The sequence below is a fragment of the Arthrobacter alpinus genome, from assembly GCF_001445575.1.
GTDB lineage: Bacteria > Actinomycetota > Actinomycetes > Actinomycetales > Micrococcaceae > Specibacter > Specibacter alpinus_C.
Genome location: NZ_CP013200.1, coordinates 1,220,506 through 1,239,567, shown reverse-complemented (window position 1 = coordinate 1,239,567; position 19,062 = coordinate 1,220,506). Strand labels below are relative to the sequence as shown.

Here is a 19,062-nt window from a genome sequence, read left to right as displayed (position 1 = left end):
GGCCGCCGTCGTGCGTGGCTGGCTTGGGCTGCTCCTCGCCCGGTTTAGATGTTGCCGGTTCCGCCGCCGAGTGCGCCAAAGAGTGGAGCCAGAGCCTGCCATTGGCTAATTTCACAGCCATCGGTGCGTTTGAAGGTGGCGTTGACTTCCTTGCCGTGGAACCAGCCGGTCACCTGGGCAATTTCCGGGCCACCATATTGCTGAGTGCACACCTTGTTGGGGTCCGGGACGGGGAAGAACATTTTCTCGCCGTACTTTTCCACCGCGGCCAGTGCCGCGGCAGGATCGGGCAAGGTGGATTCCGGTGCGGGTGTGGCGCCTTCGGCCACAAGACGGAACGTTCGCGCCGTGGCTTGGGGCGATTCCGTGAGGGTGATGGTGAGGTCCAGGCCGCTGGCGGAGGGGGTGGCGCTGGCAGATGGGGCCGCAGTAGCTGATGAGTCAGTGGATGCAGAGGGGGAAGCCGTGGCAGGGGTGATCTGCCCGTCTGTGCTGGGCGAGCCTGCGTCGGGGCCCTGCTGCGCGCAACCGGTAATCACTGCCACGACGGAGAGCAACAAAAGCGTGGCGGTTAGCCGTGAGGAAACTCTACTCATTGCATGTACCGCTTTCGCTGTGCCGCTGAGACGATGCGTTCTTGGCATGGTGACGCCTTCCTCGAGGTTCTGCCATGCTAACGCACCATGCTGGCAGCCTACAGAGTATGAATGCTGGCCAATACACGCTAGCGAATGAATGCTTGGGCCTGAATAGCCACGGCTGCTGCGCCACGGGCCCATTCGGTGAAATCGGCCGACGCCACCCGTACCTTCACCGGCGCCGCTTCCGGGTCCCGCCCCGCCGTCAAGGCAGCCAGCACGGTGGCTTCTTTTGCCGCGTAGAGGGCCACGCCTTCACCGCCTAGCACAACTGTGTTAACCATGGTCAGGTTTGTGGCGGCGGCGATCAGGATCCCCAAGGACTTTGCTGCCGCCTCCAGGACTGCCGCGGCGGCGCGGTTGCCTTCTGCGGCAAGGTTCAGCGCCTGACCATAGTCCACCGGACGGCCCAAGGCTGCTGAAATTTGCAGGCAAATGCTGGGGATGGACAGCATGGCAGTGGAACAGCCTCGGTGCCCTTCGGCACACAACGGACCGTTGGGATCCAACGGGAAGTGCCCGCCCAGCCCCAATCCTGTATCCACGGTTCGGATCACATGGTTGCGAATAGTGAGTCCGTAGCCAACGCCTGCGCCCACGGTAATCACGGCAAAATCGGGCACCTCGCGGCCCGCTCCAAACCATTGCTCGGCGGACACAAGTGCTGTCACATCATTTTCCACCACCACCGGGAGTCCCAGCCGGTCCTGCAGCAGGCTCTGCAGGGGCACGTTTTTCCAGTCCAGAAACGGTGCGCGGTGGACCACGCCATCCGGGCGCACCTGCCCACCCAGGGAAACGCCAACCCCCCTGACGGTGACGCCTGCTTGCGCCTCCAGCTGCGCAGTGAGCTGGGCAGTGCCCGCCACCACGGCAGCGGCCGATTTCTCAGGGAGAGGAAGCACAGCTTCCGCCAGGATCGTGGCACGAATGTCCGTGACCACGGCCTGCAGCCTTTCTCCTGTCACTTTCACGCCCACAAACCACGCGGCATCGTTGGGAACATCGAGCAAGCGCACGGGGCGTCCCACGGTGCCGTCAGCAACCAGAGGGCCTTCAATGAGCAAGCCCGAATCGAGCAGTGGTTTGCCCAAGCGGGTGAGGCTGGCAACGCTCAACTTCATTTCCCTAGCCAATTCCCCGCGGGAAATGGGGCCGCGGACAAGCACCAGCCGGGCCAGCTCAAGAGCTGACTCCGCGAGTGCTTCCGGCTGTCCGCGGTTCTCGCCAGGGCGGCTCGGAGCAGGCAGGATCGGTGTGGAGGCAACGGTGTTCATGACAACAAGTTTATTGCACTTCAAACATAATTCCATTCTGAAATCAAGTATTTCGCCGTAATTATGCAATCAGGATGACCCTTGACACAGCAATTACTTTCGCTGTAAAACTATTCCATGAGCACAATAACTTCTTCACGTCCCGCCCAGCTCCAGCTGCATCGCGGCGGCACCTCGGTCATCGTGGACCTGGACTCGGCAGGCACACCCACGATCATTCATTGGGGACCGACCACCGGCGCCCTCTCCCCCTCCGAGCTGGCCTCGCTCGCAGTTGCTGCCCGTCCGCAGCGGGTCTCCGGCGGCATTGACGTACCCGCCCGCCTGAGCATCCTGCCGCAGGAGACGTTCGGCTGGCAGGGCACCCCCGCACTGCTCGGCCAGCGCGCTGCCGGTGGGTGGGCCAGCGCCCTAAGCACCACGGCAGCACACGCCGATGACTCCTCCCTCACGGTCACTGCCGAGGACCCGGCCGGAGGGCTGCATCTGGTGACGGAGCTGGAGTTGAGCGCCACCGGGGTGCTGCGCCAGCGGCACACCCTGAGCAACACCGGGGACAGCGACTACCTGCTGCACCGGCTCATGACAGTGTTCCCCTTGCCGGCGAGCGCCACCACGGTCCAGGACTTCACGGGCCGCCATTTGAAGGAACGCACCTCCCAGCGCCGCCCGCTGACGGTGGGCGCCCATGTTCGCGAAAGCCGCCGCGGACGCCCCGGCGCGGATGCCACACTGCTCATGTTGGCGGGTCAGGACAGCTTTGGTTTCCGCAGCGGCTTGGTCCACGGCGTGCATACGGCATGGAGCGGCAATCACAGCCTGTCGGCCGAACGCACCATTACCAGTGACAGCTTCCTGAGCGCCGGGGAGCTGCTGCTGCCGGGGGAAGTGGTTTTGGCACCCGGGGACTCGCACACCACCCCGTGGGCGCTGGGTTCCTGGGGCCACGGTCTGGATCAGCTCTCGGCCCGATTCCACGAGGACCTTCGTGCCCGCCCCCAACACCCAAGCCGGCCACGGCCCGTCACCCTCAACACTTGGGAAGCGGTGTATTTCGATCACGAGCTGACCACACTCAAAAGCTTGGCCGAGAAGGCTGCCGTGGTCGGCGTCGAACGTTTTGTCCTTGATGACGGCTGGTTCCTGGGCCGCCGCGATGACACTGCCGGGCTCGGCGACTGGTTTGTGGACACTACCGTGTGGCCGGACGGCCTGGGCCCCATCATTGAGCATGTGCGCGGCCTGGGCATGGAATTTGGGCTGTGGTTCGAGCCGGAAATGGTGAACCCAAACAGTGAGTTGGCCCGCAAGCATCCGGACTGGATCCTGCACACCGACGGACGCTGGCCGGTCTCCGCACGCCAGCAGCAGGTGCTGAACCTGGCCAACCCGGAGTGCTTCGGCTACCTCTTGGGCCGCCTTGATGCCATCCTGTCCGAATACCCCATTAGCTACATCAAGTGGGATCACAACCGTGACCTGCTCGATGCCGCCGATCCCCGCACGGGCAACCCCAGCGTGCGGGAGTCCACGCTGGCCCTCTACCGGCTGCTCGCGGAGCTCAAACACCGCCACCCCGGTGTGGAAATTGAAAGCTGCGCCTCGGGTGGCGCCCGCGTAGATCTGGGCATCCTGGACTACACGGACAGGATTTGGACCAGCGATTGCATCGATCCGCTCGAACGCCTCGACAACCAGGCCAACACCGGGCTCCTAGTGCCCTACGAGCTCATGGGAGCCCACATTGGCGGGCCACAATCGCACTCCACAGGCCGCCAACACAGCCTGGGGTTCATGGCCCGCACCGCCATCTTCGGCCACTTCGGGATTGAATGGGACATCTCAACCATCTCTGACGCACAGACGGCGGAACTCGCCGGCTGGATCTCGTTCCACAAGGAGAACCGGGAGCTGTTCCACACCGGTACCAGCGTCCACGCGGACCTGCCCGATCCCGCACTGGATGTCCGCGGCGTAGTCGCCGCGGACGGTAGCCGCGCCGTCTACTCCCTCACTCAACGCACAGCGTCCACCACCTACCCGTCCGGGCGCATCACGCTGCCGGGCCTGCTGCCGGACATGCGCTACCGGGTACAGCTCTCACAACCCCTCAATGACCAGGTCGGCAACGGCCAATCACCCCTTGACTGGACCGTAGCCGAAACCATCCTCTCCGGAGGTCTTCTGGCCGCCACCGGCCTGGCGTCCCCCGTACTTTTCCCCGAACAAGCCGTTTTGATCACTGTTGATCAGGCCAACTAAGGAGTTCCCATGAACCATGAGCAAGAATCCGGCCCGCCTGCGCTGCTGCGCCAGCTGGCCAGGAAACCACAGCCCGGACGGCGCAATTTCCGCCGCAGGCTGATGGCCGCCGGAACTACCGCCGCACTGGCACTGACGCTGGTGCTGACCGGCTGTTCCGCGAACGACGACGGCCGTGTCACCTTGGACTTTTTCCAGTTCAAGCCCGAGGCGGTGGCCCAGTTCACCCAAATCGTGAAGGATTTTGAGGCCAAGAACCCCAACATCCATGTGGTCATCAACAACTCCCCGGATCCGGACACCGCCATTAGGACACTGCTGGTCAAGAACAGGACCCCGGATGTGCTGACGCTCAATGGCAACGGCAACTTCGGAGATCTGGCCAAGGCCTGCGTGTTTGCCGATCTGTCTAGCATGCCGGCGGCCTCACGTGTCCAGCCAGCTGTTCAGGACATTCTGAACGGTTTGGGCACCTGCCACGGCAACCAAAGCAACGGTCTGCCGTTCGCCAACAACGCCAGCGGCATCTTGTACAACCCGGAGATTTTTGCTGCCAACGGGGTAGCTGTCCCACAAACCTGGGATCAGCTCATCGCAGCCGCGGATACCTTCAAGGCCAACGGCGTCAACCCGTTCTACATGACCCTCAAGGACGCCTGGACGGTCCTGCCCTCCTTCGTCAACCTGGCAGGAAACCTCATGCCGGCGGACTTCTTTGACAGTGTCGGAACCTCCGGCTGGACGCCGGCAACCGGTGCGTCCAGTTTCACCAAAGACGGCACGGAGGTCTCCACGAAATTATTGAAACTCTTCAGTTACGCCCAACCCGGTGCCCAAAGCGCAGGCTACAACGACGGCAACGCCGCCTTCGGAGCCGGCAAATCAGCCATGTACCTGCAAGGCAGCTTCGCGATCCCGGCCATCCGCGCGTCGAACCCGGATGCGAGCATCGCTTCCTTCCCGTACCCCACCACCAACGACCCCGCCAAGAACGTCCTGGTCTCCGGGGTGGATGTCACCCTAGCCATCGGCAAGGACACCAAGCACCCGGAGGAGGCCAAGAAGTTTGTGGAATACCTCATGTCCCCTTCGGTGCTGGACTACTATGCCAAGGCCCAATCGTCCCTGACGCCGGTGAAAGACGCGGCACCCAGCACCGATCCGGCATTGGCAGGCATGCAGGGCTTCTTCAATGACGGCCGCGTCATCGGTTACTTCGACCACCACGTCCCTGCGAGCATCCCCTTTGACGCGATCTTGCAGCAGTTCGTGCTGGATAAGAAGCAGCCGGCATTTCTAGCCCGCATGGACCACGAATTTGAAAAGGTTGCCGCCCGCACCATCACCAAGAAAGGGGACTAGATCATGACCACCACGGCCAATAAGCCCCGCACTACAGCCGGGCTGCAACGCCGGCGCCCGTCCCGGGCCAACAAAACCTTCTACTGGATGGTTGTTCCGGCCCTGGTCTTGTTCGTCATCTTGCACACCGTCCCCACCGTGACGGGCATGTTCTACAGTTTCACCGACTACGCCGGCTACGGCGAATGGGATTTTGTGGGACTGTCCAACTACGTGAACCTGTTCAAAGATGACAGGATCATGGCGTCCTACGGATTCACCTTCCTCTTTGCCATCACCACCACCATCGTGGTCAATGTTGGGGCGCTCTTCATTGCCATCTTGCTGAACTCCAAGATCAAGTATCAGACGGCATTTCGCGGAATCTTCTTCATCCCCAACATCTTGTCCGTCCTGATTGTGGGCTACGTCTTCAACTACCTGCTCTCCAACAACCTGCCTCTGATCGGCCAAGCGCTGGGCATTGATTGGCTCTCCACGTCCATCCTGGCCAACCCTGATTTGGCGTGGTTGGGCATCGTGGGTGTCACGGCGTGGCAGTCCATCGCCTTCAGCGTCATTATCTATCTGGCTGGCCTGCAAACCGTCCCCGAGGAATTGTATGAGGCCGCTGGCCTGGACGGGGCGTCCCCGTGGCGCCAGTTCCGCTCCATCACGTTCCCCATGATCGCCGGCTACTTCACCATCAATATGGTTCTGGCCCTCAAGGGCCTGCTGCAGGCGTTCGATCAGATCGTGGCCCTGACCAACGGTGGCCCCGGAACCTCCACCGAATCAGTGGCCATGGTCATTTACCGCGGCGGTTTCCAAGGCGGGGAATACGGCTACCAGATGGCCAACTCCGTGGTGTATCTGGTGGTCATCGTTGTCCTGTCGCTGCTGCAAATGCGCTTCCTCTCACGCAAGGAGTCTGAGCTTCAATGAGTCTGCTTATCGAAAAGCCGGAGGCCGGCACCCCAGCCACGCGCCGCCGTCGTTCCTCAGTGAACATTCCACTGACGCTCCTGGCCGCCGTGCTGTCCCTGACGGTGCTGATCCCGTTGTACTTCACCATTGTCACAGCCTTGAAATCCTCCGATCAACTGGGCGGCAACGGGCTGGCGTTGCCCACCAGCATCCATCTGGAGAACTTTTCCAACGCCTGGAAGCTGACCAATTTCCCCAACGCGCTGCTGATTTCAGGCATCGTGACGGTCGCGGCGGTCATCCTGACAATCCTGACCAACTCGTTAGTGGCCTATGCCATTGCCCGCAACATGCACCGACCGTTTTTCAAGGCGCTGTATTACTTCTTCATCGCAGCGCTGTTTGTGCCGTTCCCCATCATCATGCTGCCGGTGACGAAGGAGATGGCGGTGTTGGGGCTGGATAATCCGGTGGGACTGTTCCTGCTGTACACGGTGTATGGGCTTAGCTTCAATGTTCTTGTCTACACGGCGTTCATCAAATCCATCCCCGCCGAGCTTGAAGAGGCCTCGGTCATGGACGGCGCCAGCACCTGGACCACGTTTTGGAAGGTCATCTTCCCCATCCTGACCCCCATCAACGCTACCGTTGGCATCCTGACTTGTTTGTGGGCGTGGAATGATTTCCTGCTGCCGCTGGTGATCCTTTCGGACCCCACTACCCGCACCCTCCCCCTGGTGCAGTACGTCTTCCAGGGACAATTCAATACCGATTACACAACGGCCTTTGCCTCGTACCTGATGGCCATGGCACCGCTGCTGTTGATTTACATTTTCGCCCAACGCTGGGTCATTTCCGGCGTCATGAGAGGATCCATCAAATAATGACCGCATCACTTTCTGATTCTGTTTCTGGTTCTGTTTCTGTTTCGCCGTCTCCGTGGTGGCGTCAGGCGGCCGTCTATCAGATTTACCCGCGCAGTTTTGCCGATTCCAACGGCGATGGCATGGGGGACCTGCCCGGTGTCACGGCCCGCATGGGCTACCTCTCCGAGCTGGGTATTGACGCGATCTGGCTCAGCCCGTTCTACCCCTCCGCGCTGGCCGACGGCGGGTACGACGTCGATGATTACCGCAACGTTGATCCCCGGTTGGGCTCGCTGACGGATTTCGATGCCATGGTTGCAGCCGCGCACGCAGCCGGCATCCGAGTGATTGTGGACGTGGTGCCCAATCACAGCTCCAACCGGCACACCTGGTTTAAGGCAGCTCTTGCTGCTGCACCAGGTTCCGCGGAGCGTGCCCGGTACCATTTCCTAGATGGACTAGGGAACGACGGCGAGCTGCCGCCCTCGGATTGGCCCTCCCACTTTGGTGGAGCTGCTTGGACGCGGGTGGTGGAAGCGGCCGGACCAAACGCTGGCTCGCTGGGCCAGTGGTACCTGCACCTGTTCGCCACCGAACAGCCCGATTTCAACTGGGACAATCCAGAGGTGCGGGAGGACTTCCACACCACCTTGCGTTTCTGGTCTGACCGCGGCGTGGATGGCTTCCGCATCGATGTGGCGCACGCACTCGTCAAGGACATGTCCCTGCCGCTGCGTTCCAAGCCGGACCTGGAAATCCTCGTCGATGACGGCAGCGATCCCCTCTTTGACCGCGACGCCGTGCATGAAGTCTTTGAGGGTTGGCGCTCAGTTCTCAATGAATACGATCCACCCAAGGCTGCCGTGGCCGAGGCCTGGGTACCGTTCACCGACCGTCGTTTGAAGTACGCGCGCCCCACAGAGTTGGGCCAGGCGTTCAACTTCGATCTGCTGCAGGCGCCGTTTCTTGCCACGGAATTCCGTGCCATTGCGCAGAAGTGCCTCTCGGAGGCTGCTTCCTCCGGCGCGTCGTCCACCTGGGTATTCTCCAACCACGATGTGGTTCGCCACCCATCCCGCTACGGTCTGCCCGACGGCAGCACCCGCGAAGACCTGGAAGCGTGGCTACTGGCCGACGGCGCTACCCCGGCACTCGATTCGGCGCGCGGTTTGCGCCGGGCCCGGGCCGCAACGCTATTCATGCTGGGGCTCCCGGGTTCCGCCTATCTCTACCAGGGCGAGGAACTAGGACTATTCGAAGCCGCGGAGCTACCAGCTTCGGTGTTGCAGGATCCAACCTGGTTCCGCACGCTCCATAAGGTCAAAGGCCGCGACGGTTGCCGGGTTCCGCTGCCATGGTCAGCCAGCGAAGCAGACTTCGGTTTTGGTGGCATACCGTGGCTGCCACAGCCGGAGTGGTTTGGCGAGTTCGCCGCCGACGCCCAGGCCGGGGTTGCCGGTTCAACGCTGGAAATGTACCGGGCGGCCCTGAAGCTGCGCCGCGAATTGCAGGCTGAAGAGTCGCTTGAGTGGCTCAGCTCCCCCGAGTCGGAGGTGATTCACTACCGGCGCCCCAACGGCTGGGAGGTGATTACCAACTTTGCGGCGGTGCCCGCAGTGCTGCCATCCGGCGTCGACCTGTCCAGGGTAGTCCTCACTTCCGGCACAGCAACGGAAGCAGCGGACGGCGCAGGGAGCGAACAGGCAGGAACAATCCCTCCCGAAACTACCCTCTGGCTCGCCCCCTAATAGCAACGCCGCATCACCTTCCGGCGGTTTTTCGCACACGCCGCATCACCTTCCGGCCTCCACACTTTTGTGGGGGCCGGTTGGCGTTCCTACCTGTGGATAACTTCTGCGGCAGGCGTCCGCGCTGGGCCACAATTAAGAGATGGAACCCAGCGACGCGTTCTCTCTCACCCAGGTGCCCTTTACATACCGTGAAGCACTCGCCTCGGGTCTGACCCCGGACCAGCTCAAGAACCGCCAGCACATCAACGTTAGCCATGGGATTTACCGGCCGCATGGCTGGGACTTTGACCTCCGGGATGCCGCCCGGGTGCTCTCGGCAGCATCGCCCGGCGCCTGGATATCGCATTCCACGGCCGCGCGGCTTCACGAGCTAATTCTGCCGCCGTGGCTGGCAGATTCAGATGAGCTTCACCTCAGTAAGCCCCGCCAGCTCCCGCAGTTGCGCCGAAAAGGCATCGTCAGCCACAATGTGACAGCGCTGCGCGGCGAGATCGAATCCGTAGACGGGATGCAGCTGAGCACTCGTTCGCGCACCTGGCTCGATCTGGCCCGCGTGCTTCCCTTGCCTGATCTCGTCTGCATGGGAGACCAGCTTATTCGCCTACCCCGAGCCGAATTCGAGGGCCGCAGTGAACCCTACGCGACCGTCACATCCCTGCGCGAGATGGCGAGCCGACACCGCAATCTCCAAGGTATTGTGCGGGCCCGCGACGCCCTGAACCTTATGCGCGTCGGGGCAGATTCTGCTCCCGAAACCCTTTTGCGTCTGGCCATAGCCGACGCCGGACTGCCTGAGCCAGAACTTCAGCTCAACCTTTGGAGCCGAAATGACGGGCCGTCTGCTGATGCCGGCTATCGCGCCCGGCGCATCGCCATGCAGTACGACGGCGCCCATCACCTGGACGAGTTGCAGCAGTTCAGCGATAGGAGACGGGACAAGGCCTTCGAAAATGCTGGCTGGGCTGTGCTGATCTTTACACAGAAGGATCTGGCGGACGGTTTTCAGGACGCGGTGAAGCGCATTCGAAAGGCCCTGTATCAAGCGTGGCGAGATCCTAAGCTGGCATCCGGCTTCGAGGGCAAGCGGTAGATGAGTACCAACTGATTAAAAGCAATGGGACGCGCCCTCAAAGAGGGAGCGTCCCATATTTATCGCCCTAAAGTGATGCGGCGTCGGCAGAAAACCGCCGGAAAGTGATGCCGCGTCGGGACAGGGGGGTTAGGCGTCGCCGCGGATGAAGGCTTCTACCTTTTCAAAGGCGATGTCATCGTTGTACTGCTCCGGCGGGGACTTCATGAAGTAGCTGGAAGCCGAGAGGATGGGTCCACCGATGCCGCGGTCCAAAGCAATCTTGGCTGCGCGGATGGCGTCGATGATGACACCGGCCGAGTTGGGTGAATCCCAAACTTCAAGCTTGTATTCCAAGGAAACCGGAGCGTCACCGAAGTTACGGCCTTCAAGGCGGACAAAGGCCCACTTGCGGTCATCGAGCCAGGCAACGTAATCCGACGGGCCAATGTGCACGTCGTCAGCGGACAACACGGCTGAGGTGTTGGAGGTGACGGCCTGAGTCTTGGAGATCTTCTTGGATTCCAGGCGATCGCGCTCGAGCATGTTCTTGAAGTCCATGTTGCCACCAACGTTGAGCTGGTAGGTGCGGTCCAAGATCACGCCGCGGTCTTCGAACAACTTAGCCATGACGCGGTGCGTGATGGTTGCACCGATCTGGGACTTGATGTCATCGCCAACGATCGGCACACCGGCTGCGGTGAACTTGTCGGCCCATTCCTTGGTCCCGGCAATGAAGACGGGGAGGGCGTTGACGAAGGCAACACCGGCGTCGATGGCGCACTGTGCGTAGAACTTAGCAGCAGCGTCGGAGCCAACGGGCAGGTAGCAAACCATGACGTCAACCTTGGCGGCTTTCAGCGTTGCAACAATGTCAACGGCTTCGGCGTCGGACTCGACGATGGTCTCGCGGTAGTACTTGCCCAGACCATCAAGGGTGTGTCCACGCAGCACGGGAACGTTGAGGTTCGGCACGTCTGCAAGCTTGATGGTGTTGTTCTCGCTGGCGCCAATGGCCTCAGAGAGATCCAGGCCGACCTTCTTGCTATCAACGTCGAATGCAGCAACAAACTGCACGTCGTTCACGTGGTACTTGCCGAACTCAACATGCATCAGGCCCGGAACCTTCACGGTCGGGTCTGCATCGTGGTAGTACTGGACGCCTTGAACCAGCGATGAGGCACAGTTGCCTACACCGACGATGGCGACCCGAATAGGATGATTGGACACGGAACTCCTTCATAAAACTCACACGGATCCGGCGCACACACTACGGTGATGGGTCGACGCACTGCTTCACGGTAACCATAAAGACACGACGCACGGCTACTTGGCCGGATCTGACGCCCCTACGGCGCCTTAACCATTCTAGACAACTCTTGGCGTCCCGATTTTGTTCCTTCAGGACGCCAAAATCTCACTTATTTGTTACGAACACTTGCATTTACGTGCAAAAGCTGTGTTACAGGTTACTTCGGCTTCCACCGGTTGATGTCAGATTCGACGGCGAACTCATCAATCGCGCTGAGCTCACCGTCGCTGAACTCGAGGTTGTTGATGGCGGCCACGTTATTTTCCAACTGAGTGACGCTGGAGGCGCCCACGAGCGCCGAGGTCACAGGGGTGCCCTTGATCTGATCGCGCAGGATCCAGGCAATGGCCATCTGCGCCAGTGACTGCTCACGCGCGGCAGCAATATCGTTGAGTCCGCGAACCCGCGCCATTTTTTCTTCCGTCAGGTCATTCTCTGACAGGAAGTGCTCCTTAGCGGCGCGTGAATCCGCCGGCACACCCTTGAGGTACCTATCCGTCAGCACACCCTGGGCAAGAGGTGAGAAGGCAATGGAACCGGCCCCGACGGCGTCGAGCGTTTCATAAAGGTTCGGTTCCCCGTCCTCGGTCCAGCGGTTGAGCATGGAGTAGGAAGGCTGGTGGATAAGTAGCGGGGTGCCCATTTCCTTCAGGATCCGGGCAGCTTCCAGCGTCTGGGCCGGCGTGTAAGAGGAAATGCCCGCGTACAGCGCCTTTCCGGAGCGGACCGCGTGATCCAGCGCCCCCATGGTTTCTTCCATGGGGGTGTCCGGGTCGGGGCGGTGGCTGTAGAAGATATCCACATAATCCAGGCCCATGCGTGTCAGCGAGCTGTCCAAGCTGCCTAGCAAGCTCTTGCGTGAGCCCCATTCGCCGTACGGGCCAGGCCACATGGCGTAGCCGGCCTTGGTGGAAATGATCAGTTCGTTGCGGTGCGCGGCAAAGTCGTCTTTGAAGTGGCGGCCAAAGTTGGTCTCCGCACTTCCAGCGGGCGGGCCGTAGTTGTTGGCCAGATCAAAGTGCGTCACGCCCAGGTCGAAGGCGCGACGCAGAATGTCGCGCTGCACCTCGAAAGACTTGTCGTCCCCAAAGTTGTGCCACAAACCCAGCGAGATGGCAGGCAGCTTCAGGCCGCTACGGCCGACTCGTCGGTAGGGCATGGTTTCATAGCGGTTCTCCGCGGCGTGAAAGGTCATACCTTCCATCTTGCCACGATTGGACTGTGATTTGCGTCTAGTTGCGCTCCGGGGCGCGCAGAACCAACACCGAGTGCGCCGCAACGCCCACCACGGCTCCGGCCGAGAACTCGCTGGCGCTCACACCATTGGTGTGGATTTCTACCACCCACCGCGTGGAGTAGTCCTCGGCCGGGAGCGTGAAGTCCACTGGGCCATCGCCGCCGTTGAACAGCATCAGGAAGCAGTCATCCACCACTGGCTGACCTTTTGTATCACAGTCCGGAATGCCCCCACCGTTAAGGAAAACCCCAATGCTGCGCCCAAATCCGTTGTCCCAATCGGCAGGGGCCATGGCCGCCGCGTCGGGCCGCAGCCACACAATGTCCGGCAGTGCGCCGTCGTCCCCGCGTTCCACGGGCCGCCCGTCAAAGAACCTACGACGCCGGAACACGGGGTGCGCTTTTCGCAAGGCTCCCAGCGCGGAGACAAAGTCGATGAGGGCGGAATCGGCATGCTCCCAATCAATCCACGTGAGCGCCGAATCCTGCGCATAGCCGTTGTTGTTGCCCTGTTGGCTGCGCCCCAGTTCATCGCCGTGCAACAACATTGGCACGCCCTGGGAAAGCAGGAGGGTGGTGAGGAAGTTACGCTGGCCGCGCGCACGGAGCTCGAGCACAGCCGGATCAGAGGTAGGCCCCTCCACCCCGTGATTCCAGGAGCGGTTATGGGATTCACCATCACGGTTTTCTTCCCCGTTGGCCTCATTGTGCTTGTCGTTGTAGCTCACCAGATCCGCCAGCGTGAAGCCATCGTGGGCCGTGACAAAGTTGATCGAGGCCACGGGGCGCCGCCCGGAATGCCCGTAAAGATCCGATGAGCCTGTCAGCCGGGCAGCAAACTCACCCAGCGTTGAGGGTTCGCCGCGCCAAAAATCCCGGACAGTGTCCCGGAATTTTCCGTTCCATTCGGTCCACTGCGGCGGGAAGTTGCCCACCTGATAGCCGCCGGGTCCCAAATCCCACGGCTCGGCAATGAGCTTGACCCGCGAGACGATGGGGTCCTGCTGCACCATGTCGAAGAAGGAGGAGAGCTTGTCGACGTCGTAAAATTCCCTGGCCAGCGTGGCGGCGAGATCAAAACGGAACCCGTCCACATGCATCTCACTCACCCAGTAGCGCAGCGAGTCCATGATGAGCTGGAGGGAGTGCGGCGACCTGACGTTGAGCGAATTTCCTGTGCCCGTGTAGTCCAAATACTGTTCCTTGTTCTCCTCCTGCAGGCGGTAGTATGCGGCATTGTCAATGCCCCGGAATGACAACGTGGGGCCCAGATGATTGCCCTCCGCCGTGTGGTTGTAGACAACATCGAGGATCACCTCCAGCCCATTGCGGTGCAGTTCCTTGACCATGGTTTTGAATTCCCGGACGTGATCGCAGGGATCCGCGGTGGCGGCGTACTCATTGTGCGGGGCGAAAAAGCCAATGGTGTTGTACCCCCAGTAATTGCGCAATCCCTGCTCCAGGAGCCGCTCATCCTGCACAAACTGATGCACGGGCATAAGTTCGACGGCGGTCACGCCCAACTTTTTGAGGTGGGCCACCACGGCCGGGTGGGCCACAGCGGCATAACTGCCACGCAGCTCCTCTGGGACGTCCGGGTGCAACTGCGTCAATCCCTTGACGTGGGCCTCGTAAATGACGCTCTGGTGGTACGGGATATCCGGGCCGCGATCAGGCGTCCCGTCAGCGCTGTTCCAATCGAAGGCATCATCCACCACCACTCCCCGGTAGCTGTGGGCCGCCGAATCCGCATCGTTGCGCAGTAGCGGTTCCCCCAATTGGTAGGCAAAGACTTCCTGCCCCCACTCCACGGCACCCTCGACCCCTTTCGCGTAGGGATCCAGCAGCAACTTGGCCCTGTTGAACCGGAGGCCATTGGCTGGCTCCCACGGTCCGTCAACTCTGAACCCGTACCGCTGCCCCTGCCCGGCGCCAGGAACGTAGCCGTGCCACACATAGCCGTCCACTTCGGTCAGTGACAGCTGCGACTCGGCTCCGTCCGCATCAAAGAGACACAACGTCACTGCCGTGGCGTCTTCGCTGAACAAGGCAAAGTTGGTCCCGTCCCGATCCACACTTGCGCCCAACGGATGGTTTTTACCCGGCCAAATTTCCATAGCTTCGTCTCCTCGAAAAGTGCTGTCAACCCTGCGGTCTTATTTGGCACAATTGTGCCCAAACGTGAGGGATGCGCCCCGCCAGCTCTCCGGCGTTCAGCGGGGCGTCCATGTCAGTTCTGGACAGCTCACCATGCAGCGCGGCTGCGAGCGCAGCAGTACGCGCAAGATCGTGGGGCACCAACGGCTGTTCAGCCGCAGCCATGGCCAACAGGGCGACAAGAATCCCGGCCAAGGTGTCACCGCTCCCGGCAGTGCCCAGCCGCGCGGTACCGTTGGCCTGAGTGAACACCCGGCCGCCTGGCGCGGCCACCACAGTGGTGGCTCCCTTTAGCAGGACCACAGCACCGAATAGTTCCGCGGCCGCGCGCGCCGCAGCGAGCGGTTCGGCCTCGACGCTTGCCCGGTCCCGCCGGATCCCGGCACGGGCCATCATGGCTGCCAGCTCCCCTGCGTGTGGTGTGAGAATCAACTGCGCATTGTCAGTCTGCTGCGCCGGAGTTTGCTGTGCCAGATCAGTCCCCGCCGGATTATTTTGTGACGGGGTAACTAGCTCCAGGGCTCCGGCGTCAACCACCGTGGGGAGCCCCGAGGCAATCGCTGCAACGGCCCTTTCACGCTGTTCGTTGTCGCCGTCAATCCCCGGCCCCACCAGCCACGCTTGCACGCGCAGTTCTGCAGGTGAATCCTCGGAACAGACCACCTCCGGATTGCGGCCATGAATGGCGGACGCCACGGCGGCCGCACCCACGTAACGCACCATGCCTGGCCCGCACGCCGACGCCGCAGAAACCGCCAGCAGCCCAGCCCCAGGGTATTGCCGCGAACCTGCCACGACCCCTACCACTCCCCGCGTGTATTTGTGCCCCGCAGCAGCCGGTTGCGGGAGCAGCGTTCCCAGATCGGCAGGCTCGAGCCGGAACACCGCGGCCTCCCCCAGGAAGCCCGCAATTCCAATGTCGATGAGTTCCACAGCGCCACAGAATTGTTCTCCCGGGGCCGCGAGCAGCCCGCTTTTATGGGCACCAAAGGTGACTGTCTTATCGGCGCGCAGCACCGGCCCGTGGACCGCTCCCGTGGTGGCGTCCACACCACTGGGCAGATCGCAGGCCACCATGGCTGGCCGGGCGCTCCCTTCGAGCGCCTGCAGCCGGGCCACAAACTCGGCAGCAGCACCGCGCAAACCACCGCGCCCGCCTGTACCCAAGAGCCCGTCAAGCACTGCGTCGGCCCGCACCGCCTCGTCCCATAACGCCGCTTGGGCTGCGCTCCCCCGGGCTGCGTCAGCTTGGGCTGCGCTCCCCCGGGCAGCGCTCTCCCGGGTCGCACAGTCTCGCACTGCGCTCTCTTCGGGAGTGTCAGCCCGGGCAGCACCGTCTGCCGCCGCGCTCTCTTGGGGAGCGTCAGCAAGTCTCACGCAGCGCCCACCTGCGCGACGAAAAGCAGCCAGCGCCTCCGGATGGTTCCGCGCTCCGGTGAGTACCGCCGTCGTGCGTGCACCACGGGCGGCCAAGTAGGCACCAGTGTAGAGCGCATCGGCGCCGTTGTTGCCCGATCCGGCCAGCACCAGTACCCGCGAGCCGTAAATGCCGCAGCCGCGTGAACGCAAGATTTTCACTACGCCCAGGGCCAGCCCGTGAGATGCCCGGAGCATGAGTTCCGCTCCGCGGCCGTCGCGCAACAGTGGCTCCTCGGCGGCGCGGACGGCCGCGGCGGTGTGGGCGCTGATCATGTCAGCTTTCGGCAATCACCATGGCAGTGGAAATCCCGCCGTCGTGGCTCATGGAAAGATGCCAGTGCTTGATGCCTTTGGATTTCGCCACAGCCGCAACGGTGCCCTTCACATTGATGGTGGGCCCGTTTTCGTCCAGACCAATCCAGCAATCCTGCCAATTCATGCCGGCGGGAGCACCCAGAGCCTTGGCCACGGACTCCTTGGCAGCGAAGCGCGCAGCCAGTGACCGAGTATTCAGGCCACGCTCGGCCGGCACAAACAGGCGTTCACGGAGCCCGGGCGTCCGCTCCAACTGGCGGCCAAATCGCTCAATATCAACAACATCCACACCTATGCCAATAATCATGGCTCCACCCTATCCCTCGCTGCGCCCCGTGCAGGCAAGCACGCCGGGGACCGGCTGCACAGGGCTCGGCGCTCACCCGCCAACGCCGGGTCTGACAACTGTGGACCCACTTATAAAGGCGGGTCCACAATTGTCAGTGACTAGCCGAGGTTGCTAGTTTCGAACCTTGCTTATTCGACGGTGACAGACTTAGCCAGGTTGCGGGGCTGGTCCACGTCAAAGCCCTTGGCGGTAGCCAGCGCGCAGGCAAAGATCTGCAGCGGCACGGTGGTGAGCAAGGGAGCCAGCAGGGTGCTGGTCTCGGGGATGTAGAAGACGTGCTCGGCGTGCTCGCGCACGGACTCGTCGCCCTCTTCAGCAATCACGATTGTCATGGCGCCACGGGCCCGGACCTCTTGAATGTTGGAGACTACCTTGGAGTGCAGGGAATCGCGGCCACGCGGGGACGGCACCACGATGATGACGGCCTGGCCCTCTTCGATCAAGGCGATGGGGCCGTGCTTGAGCTCGCCGGCAGCAAACCCTTCTGCGTGGATGTATGCCAGCTCCTTGAGCTTCAAAGCGCCTTCCATGGCCACCGGGTAGCCGACGTGGCGGCCCAGGAACAGCACGGTGCGGGTGTCGGCCATGCTCTTGGCAAGATCTTCGATCTGCTTCGCGTTGCTGAGGACTTCGGCGATCTTGGCAGGAGTCTTGGCCAGTTCAGCCAGAATATCCTTGATCTGACCCTGAAACAGGTTTCCGCGCAGCTGTGCCAAATAAAGGCCCAGCAGGTAAGCGGCCGTAATCTGAGCCAGGAATGCCTTCGTGGAGGCCACGGCGATTTCAGGACCGGCATGCGTGTAGAGCACGGCATCGGATTCACGCGGAATCGTGGAGCCGTTCGTGTTACAGATGGCAACAGTCTTGGCGCCCTGTTCCCGGGCGTAACGCACGGCCATCAGAGTGTCCATGGTTTCACCAGACTGAGAGAGTGAAACGATCAGTGTCCGCTCGTCCACGATCGGATCCCGGTAACGGAACTCGTGGGACAGCTCCACCTCGGTGGGGATGCGGCACCAGTGCTCAATCGCATACCGTGCCACCTGTCCGGCGTAGGCGGATGTGCCACAAGCCAGCACAATGATGCGGTCAATGCTCTTGAGCACAGCCGGATCAACACGGATTTCATCAAGCGTCAGGTTGCCGGCTTCATCGCTGCGGCCCAAGAGTGTTTGTGCAACAGCGTCCGGCTGATCGTGAATTTCCTTCTCCATGAAGGAGGGGAAGCCGCCCTTCTCCGCTGCAGCAGCGTCCCAGTCCACCAGGTACTCGCGGCCTTCGGCGGGTACGCCGTGGAAATCGGTGATCAGGACAGTGTCAGCGGTAATGGTGACAACCTGATCTTGGCCCAGCTCGACGGCCCGGCGGGTGTAATCGATGAATCCGGAAACATCGGAGCCAAGGAAGTTCTCGCCCTCACCAAGACCAACAACCAGCGGGGAGTTGCGCCGTGCAGCGACAACAACGCCAGGCGCGTCTGCATGGGTGGCGAGCAAGGTGAAGGCGCCTTCCAACTGCTGCGCCACCTGGCGCATGGCAATAGTGAGGCGGTCTCCAGCTGACACGGCGGGATCGAGGCTCTTAGCAAGACCGGTGTATATCTCGGCAAGCAGCGTGGCAGCAACTTCGCTGTCGGTCTGAGAGGCAAAGGTGTGCCCGCGCTCAAGCAGTTCGGCCTTCAGGACCGAGTAGTTTTCAATGATGCCGTTGTGGACCACGGCCAAATTTCCGTTGTCGACAACGTGCGGATGGGCGTTGGCATCGGTGGGTCCACCGTGCGTAGCCCAGCGGGTGTGACCAATGCCAGCGCTTGCAGCGGGCATCGGGTTGCGTTCCAGCTCATCGAGGAGCTTGACGAGCTTGCCGCTCTTCTTGCGCATGGCGATACCTTCGGAACCAACCACGGCAACTCCAGCCGAGTCATAGCCGCGATATTCCAAGCGACGCAGACCTTCAACCATGACCTCAAGGGCGCGTTGCCCGGCCGACGAATCAGTACCTTGAGCCGGGGCGGTACCGGCGTATCCCACAATTCCACACATGAAAAACAATCATAAGCCCTAAAGAATTGAGAGGACGTTCTACCTCTTCCGAGGCAAGCGTCGCGAAAAAGTGTCACCTCCCGCCTCGCCTCCTTGGCGTC

Annotated in this window: 14 protein-coding genes; 6 read left to right on the top strand and 8 right to left on the bottom strand. The window is 61.7% G+C overall.

The features are described 5' to 3' along the window. Window positions 1-44: 44 nt before the first annotated feature. Both AS189_RS21060 and AS189_RS05500 read right to left on the bottom strand, forming a co-directional pair. Window positions 45-644, bottom strand: a complete 600-nt coding sequence (locus AS189_RS21060) for a hypothetical protein (protein ID WP_337589205.1) — start codon at window positions 642-644, stop codon at window positions 45-47. A gap of 80 nt (window positions 645-724) precedes the next feature. Then, window positions 725-1,915 (bottom strand): ROK family protein, encoded by a 1,191-nt coding sequence (locus AS189_RS05500; protein ID WP_082634094.1) that lies wholly within the window; start codon window positions 1,913-1,915, stop codon window positions 725-727. Between the two features lie 117 nt (window positions 1,916-2,032). On the opposite strand from AS189_RS05500, the gene AS189_RS05495 reads away from it, so the two are divergent. From AS189_RS05495 to AS189_RS05470, 6 genes are all read left to right on the top strand, one after another. Continuing rightward, window positions 2,033-4,177: an alpha-galactosidase gene (locus AS189_RS05495; RefSeq protein WP_062286675.1), complete on the top strand. Its 2,145-nt coding sequence runs from the start codon at window positions 2,033-2,035 to the stop codon at window positions 4,175-4,177. 9 nt (window positions 4,178-4,186) lie between these two features. Further along, window positions 4,187-5,539 carry an ABC transporter substrate-binding protein gene (locus AS189_RS05490; protein WP_062286674.1) on the top strand — a complete coding sequence of 451 codons (1,353 nt, stop codon included), beginning with the start codon at window positions 4,187-4,189 and terminating at the stop codon, window positions 5,537-5,539. A 3-nt stretch (window positions 5,540-5,542) separates the two neighbouring features. Beyond that, the gene (locus AS189_RS05485; protein ID WP_062286673.1) at window positions 5,543-6,463 is read left to right on the top strand and encodes a carbohydrate ABC transporter permease; all 921 of its coding nucleotides are present in this window, start codon (window positions 5,543-5,545) and stop codon (window positions 6,461-6,463) included. Next, window positions 6,460-7,329, top strand: coding sequence for a carbohydrate ABC transporter permease (locus AS189_RS05480; protein ID WP_062286672.1), 870 nt, complete (start codon window positions 6,460-6,462; stop codon window positions 7,327-7,329). The genes AS189_RS05485 and AS189_RS05480 overlap by 4 nt, the downstream gene beginning before the upstream one ends. Beyond that, window positions 7,329-9,059, top strand: a complete 1,731-nt coding sequence (locus AS189_RS05475; protein WP_062286671.1) for a glycoside hydrolase family 13 protein — start codon at window positions 7,329-7,331, stop codon at window positions 9,057-9,059. The genes AS189_RS05480 and AS189_RS05475 overlap by 1 nt, the downstream gene beginning before the upstream one ends. Window positions 9,060-9,201: 142 nt before the next feature. Then, entirely contained in the window at window positions 9,202-10,152 is a 951-nt protein-coding gene (locus AS189_RS05470; RefSeq protein ID WP_062286670.1) for a DUF559 domain-containing protein, read from the top strand. Window positions 10,153-10,281: 129 nt separating this feature from the next. Here the strand turns inward: AS189_RS05470 and AS189_RS05465 are convergent, their stop codons facing one another. The 6 genes from AS189_RS05465 to glmS form a co-directional block, all read right to left on the bottom strand. Further along, on the bottom strand, window positions 10,282-11,361 hold the full coding sequence (locus AS189_RS05465) for an inositol-3-phosphate synthase (protein ID WP_062286669.1): 1,080 nt from the start codon (window positions 11,359-11,361) through the stop codon (window positions 10,282-10,284). Between the two features lie 239 nt (window positions 11,362-11,600). Then, window positions 11,601-12,638 carry an L-glyceraldehyde 3-phosphate reductase gene (gene mgrA / locus AS189_RS05460; protein ID WP_062286668.1) on the bottom strand — a complete coding sequence of 346 codons (1,038 nt, stop codon included), beginning with the start codon at window positions 12,636-12,638 and terminating at the stop codon, window positions 11,601-11,603. Between the two features lie 37 nt (window positions 12,639-12,675). After that, window positions 12,676-14,796 (bottom strand): glycogen debranching protein GlgX, encoded by a 2,121-nt coding sequence (glgX, locus tag AS189_RS05455; protein WP_062286667.1) that lies wholly within the window; start codon window positions 14,794-14,796, stop codon window positions 12,676-12,678. 25 nt (window positions 14,797-14,821) lie between these two features. Continuing rightward, complete coding sequence (locus tag AS189_RS05450; protein WP_062286666.1) at window positions 14,822-16,528, bottom strand: NAD(P)H-hydrate dehydratase; 1,707 nt, start codon at window positions 16,526-16,528, stop codon at window positions 14,822-14,824. A gap of 1 nt (window position 16,529) precedes the next feature. Beyond that, entirely contained in the window at window positions 16,530-16,877 is a 348-nt protein-coding gene (locus AS189_RS05445; RefSeq protein ID WP_062286665.1) for a holo-ACP synthase, read from the bottom strand. Window positions 16,878-17,047: 170 nt separating this feature from the next. Then, the gene (gene glmS, locus AS189_RS05440; protein WP_062286664.1) at window positions 17,048-18,961 is read right to left on the bottom strand and encodes a glutamine--fructose-6-phosphate transaminase (isomerizing); all 1,914 of its coding nucleotides are present in this window, start codon (window positions 18,959-18,961) and stop codon (window positions 17,048-17,050) included. Window positions 18,962-19,062: the final 101 nt, after the last annotated feature.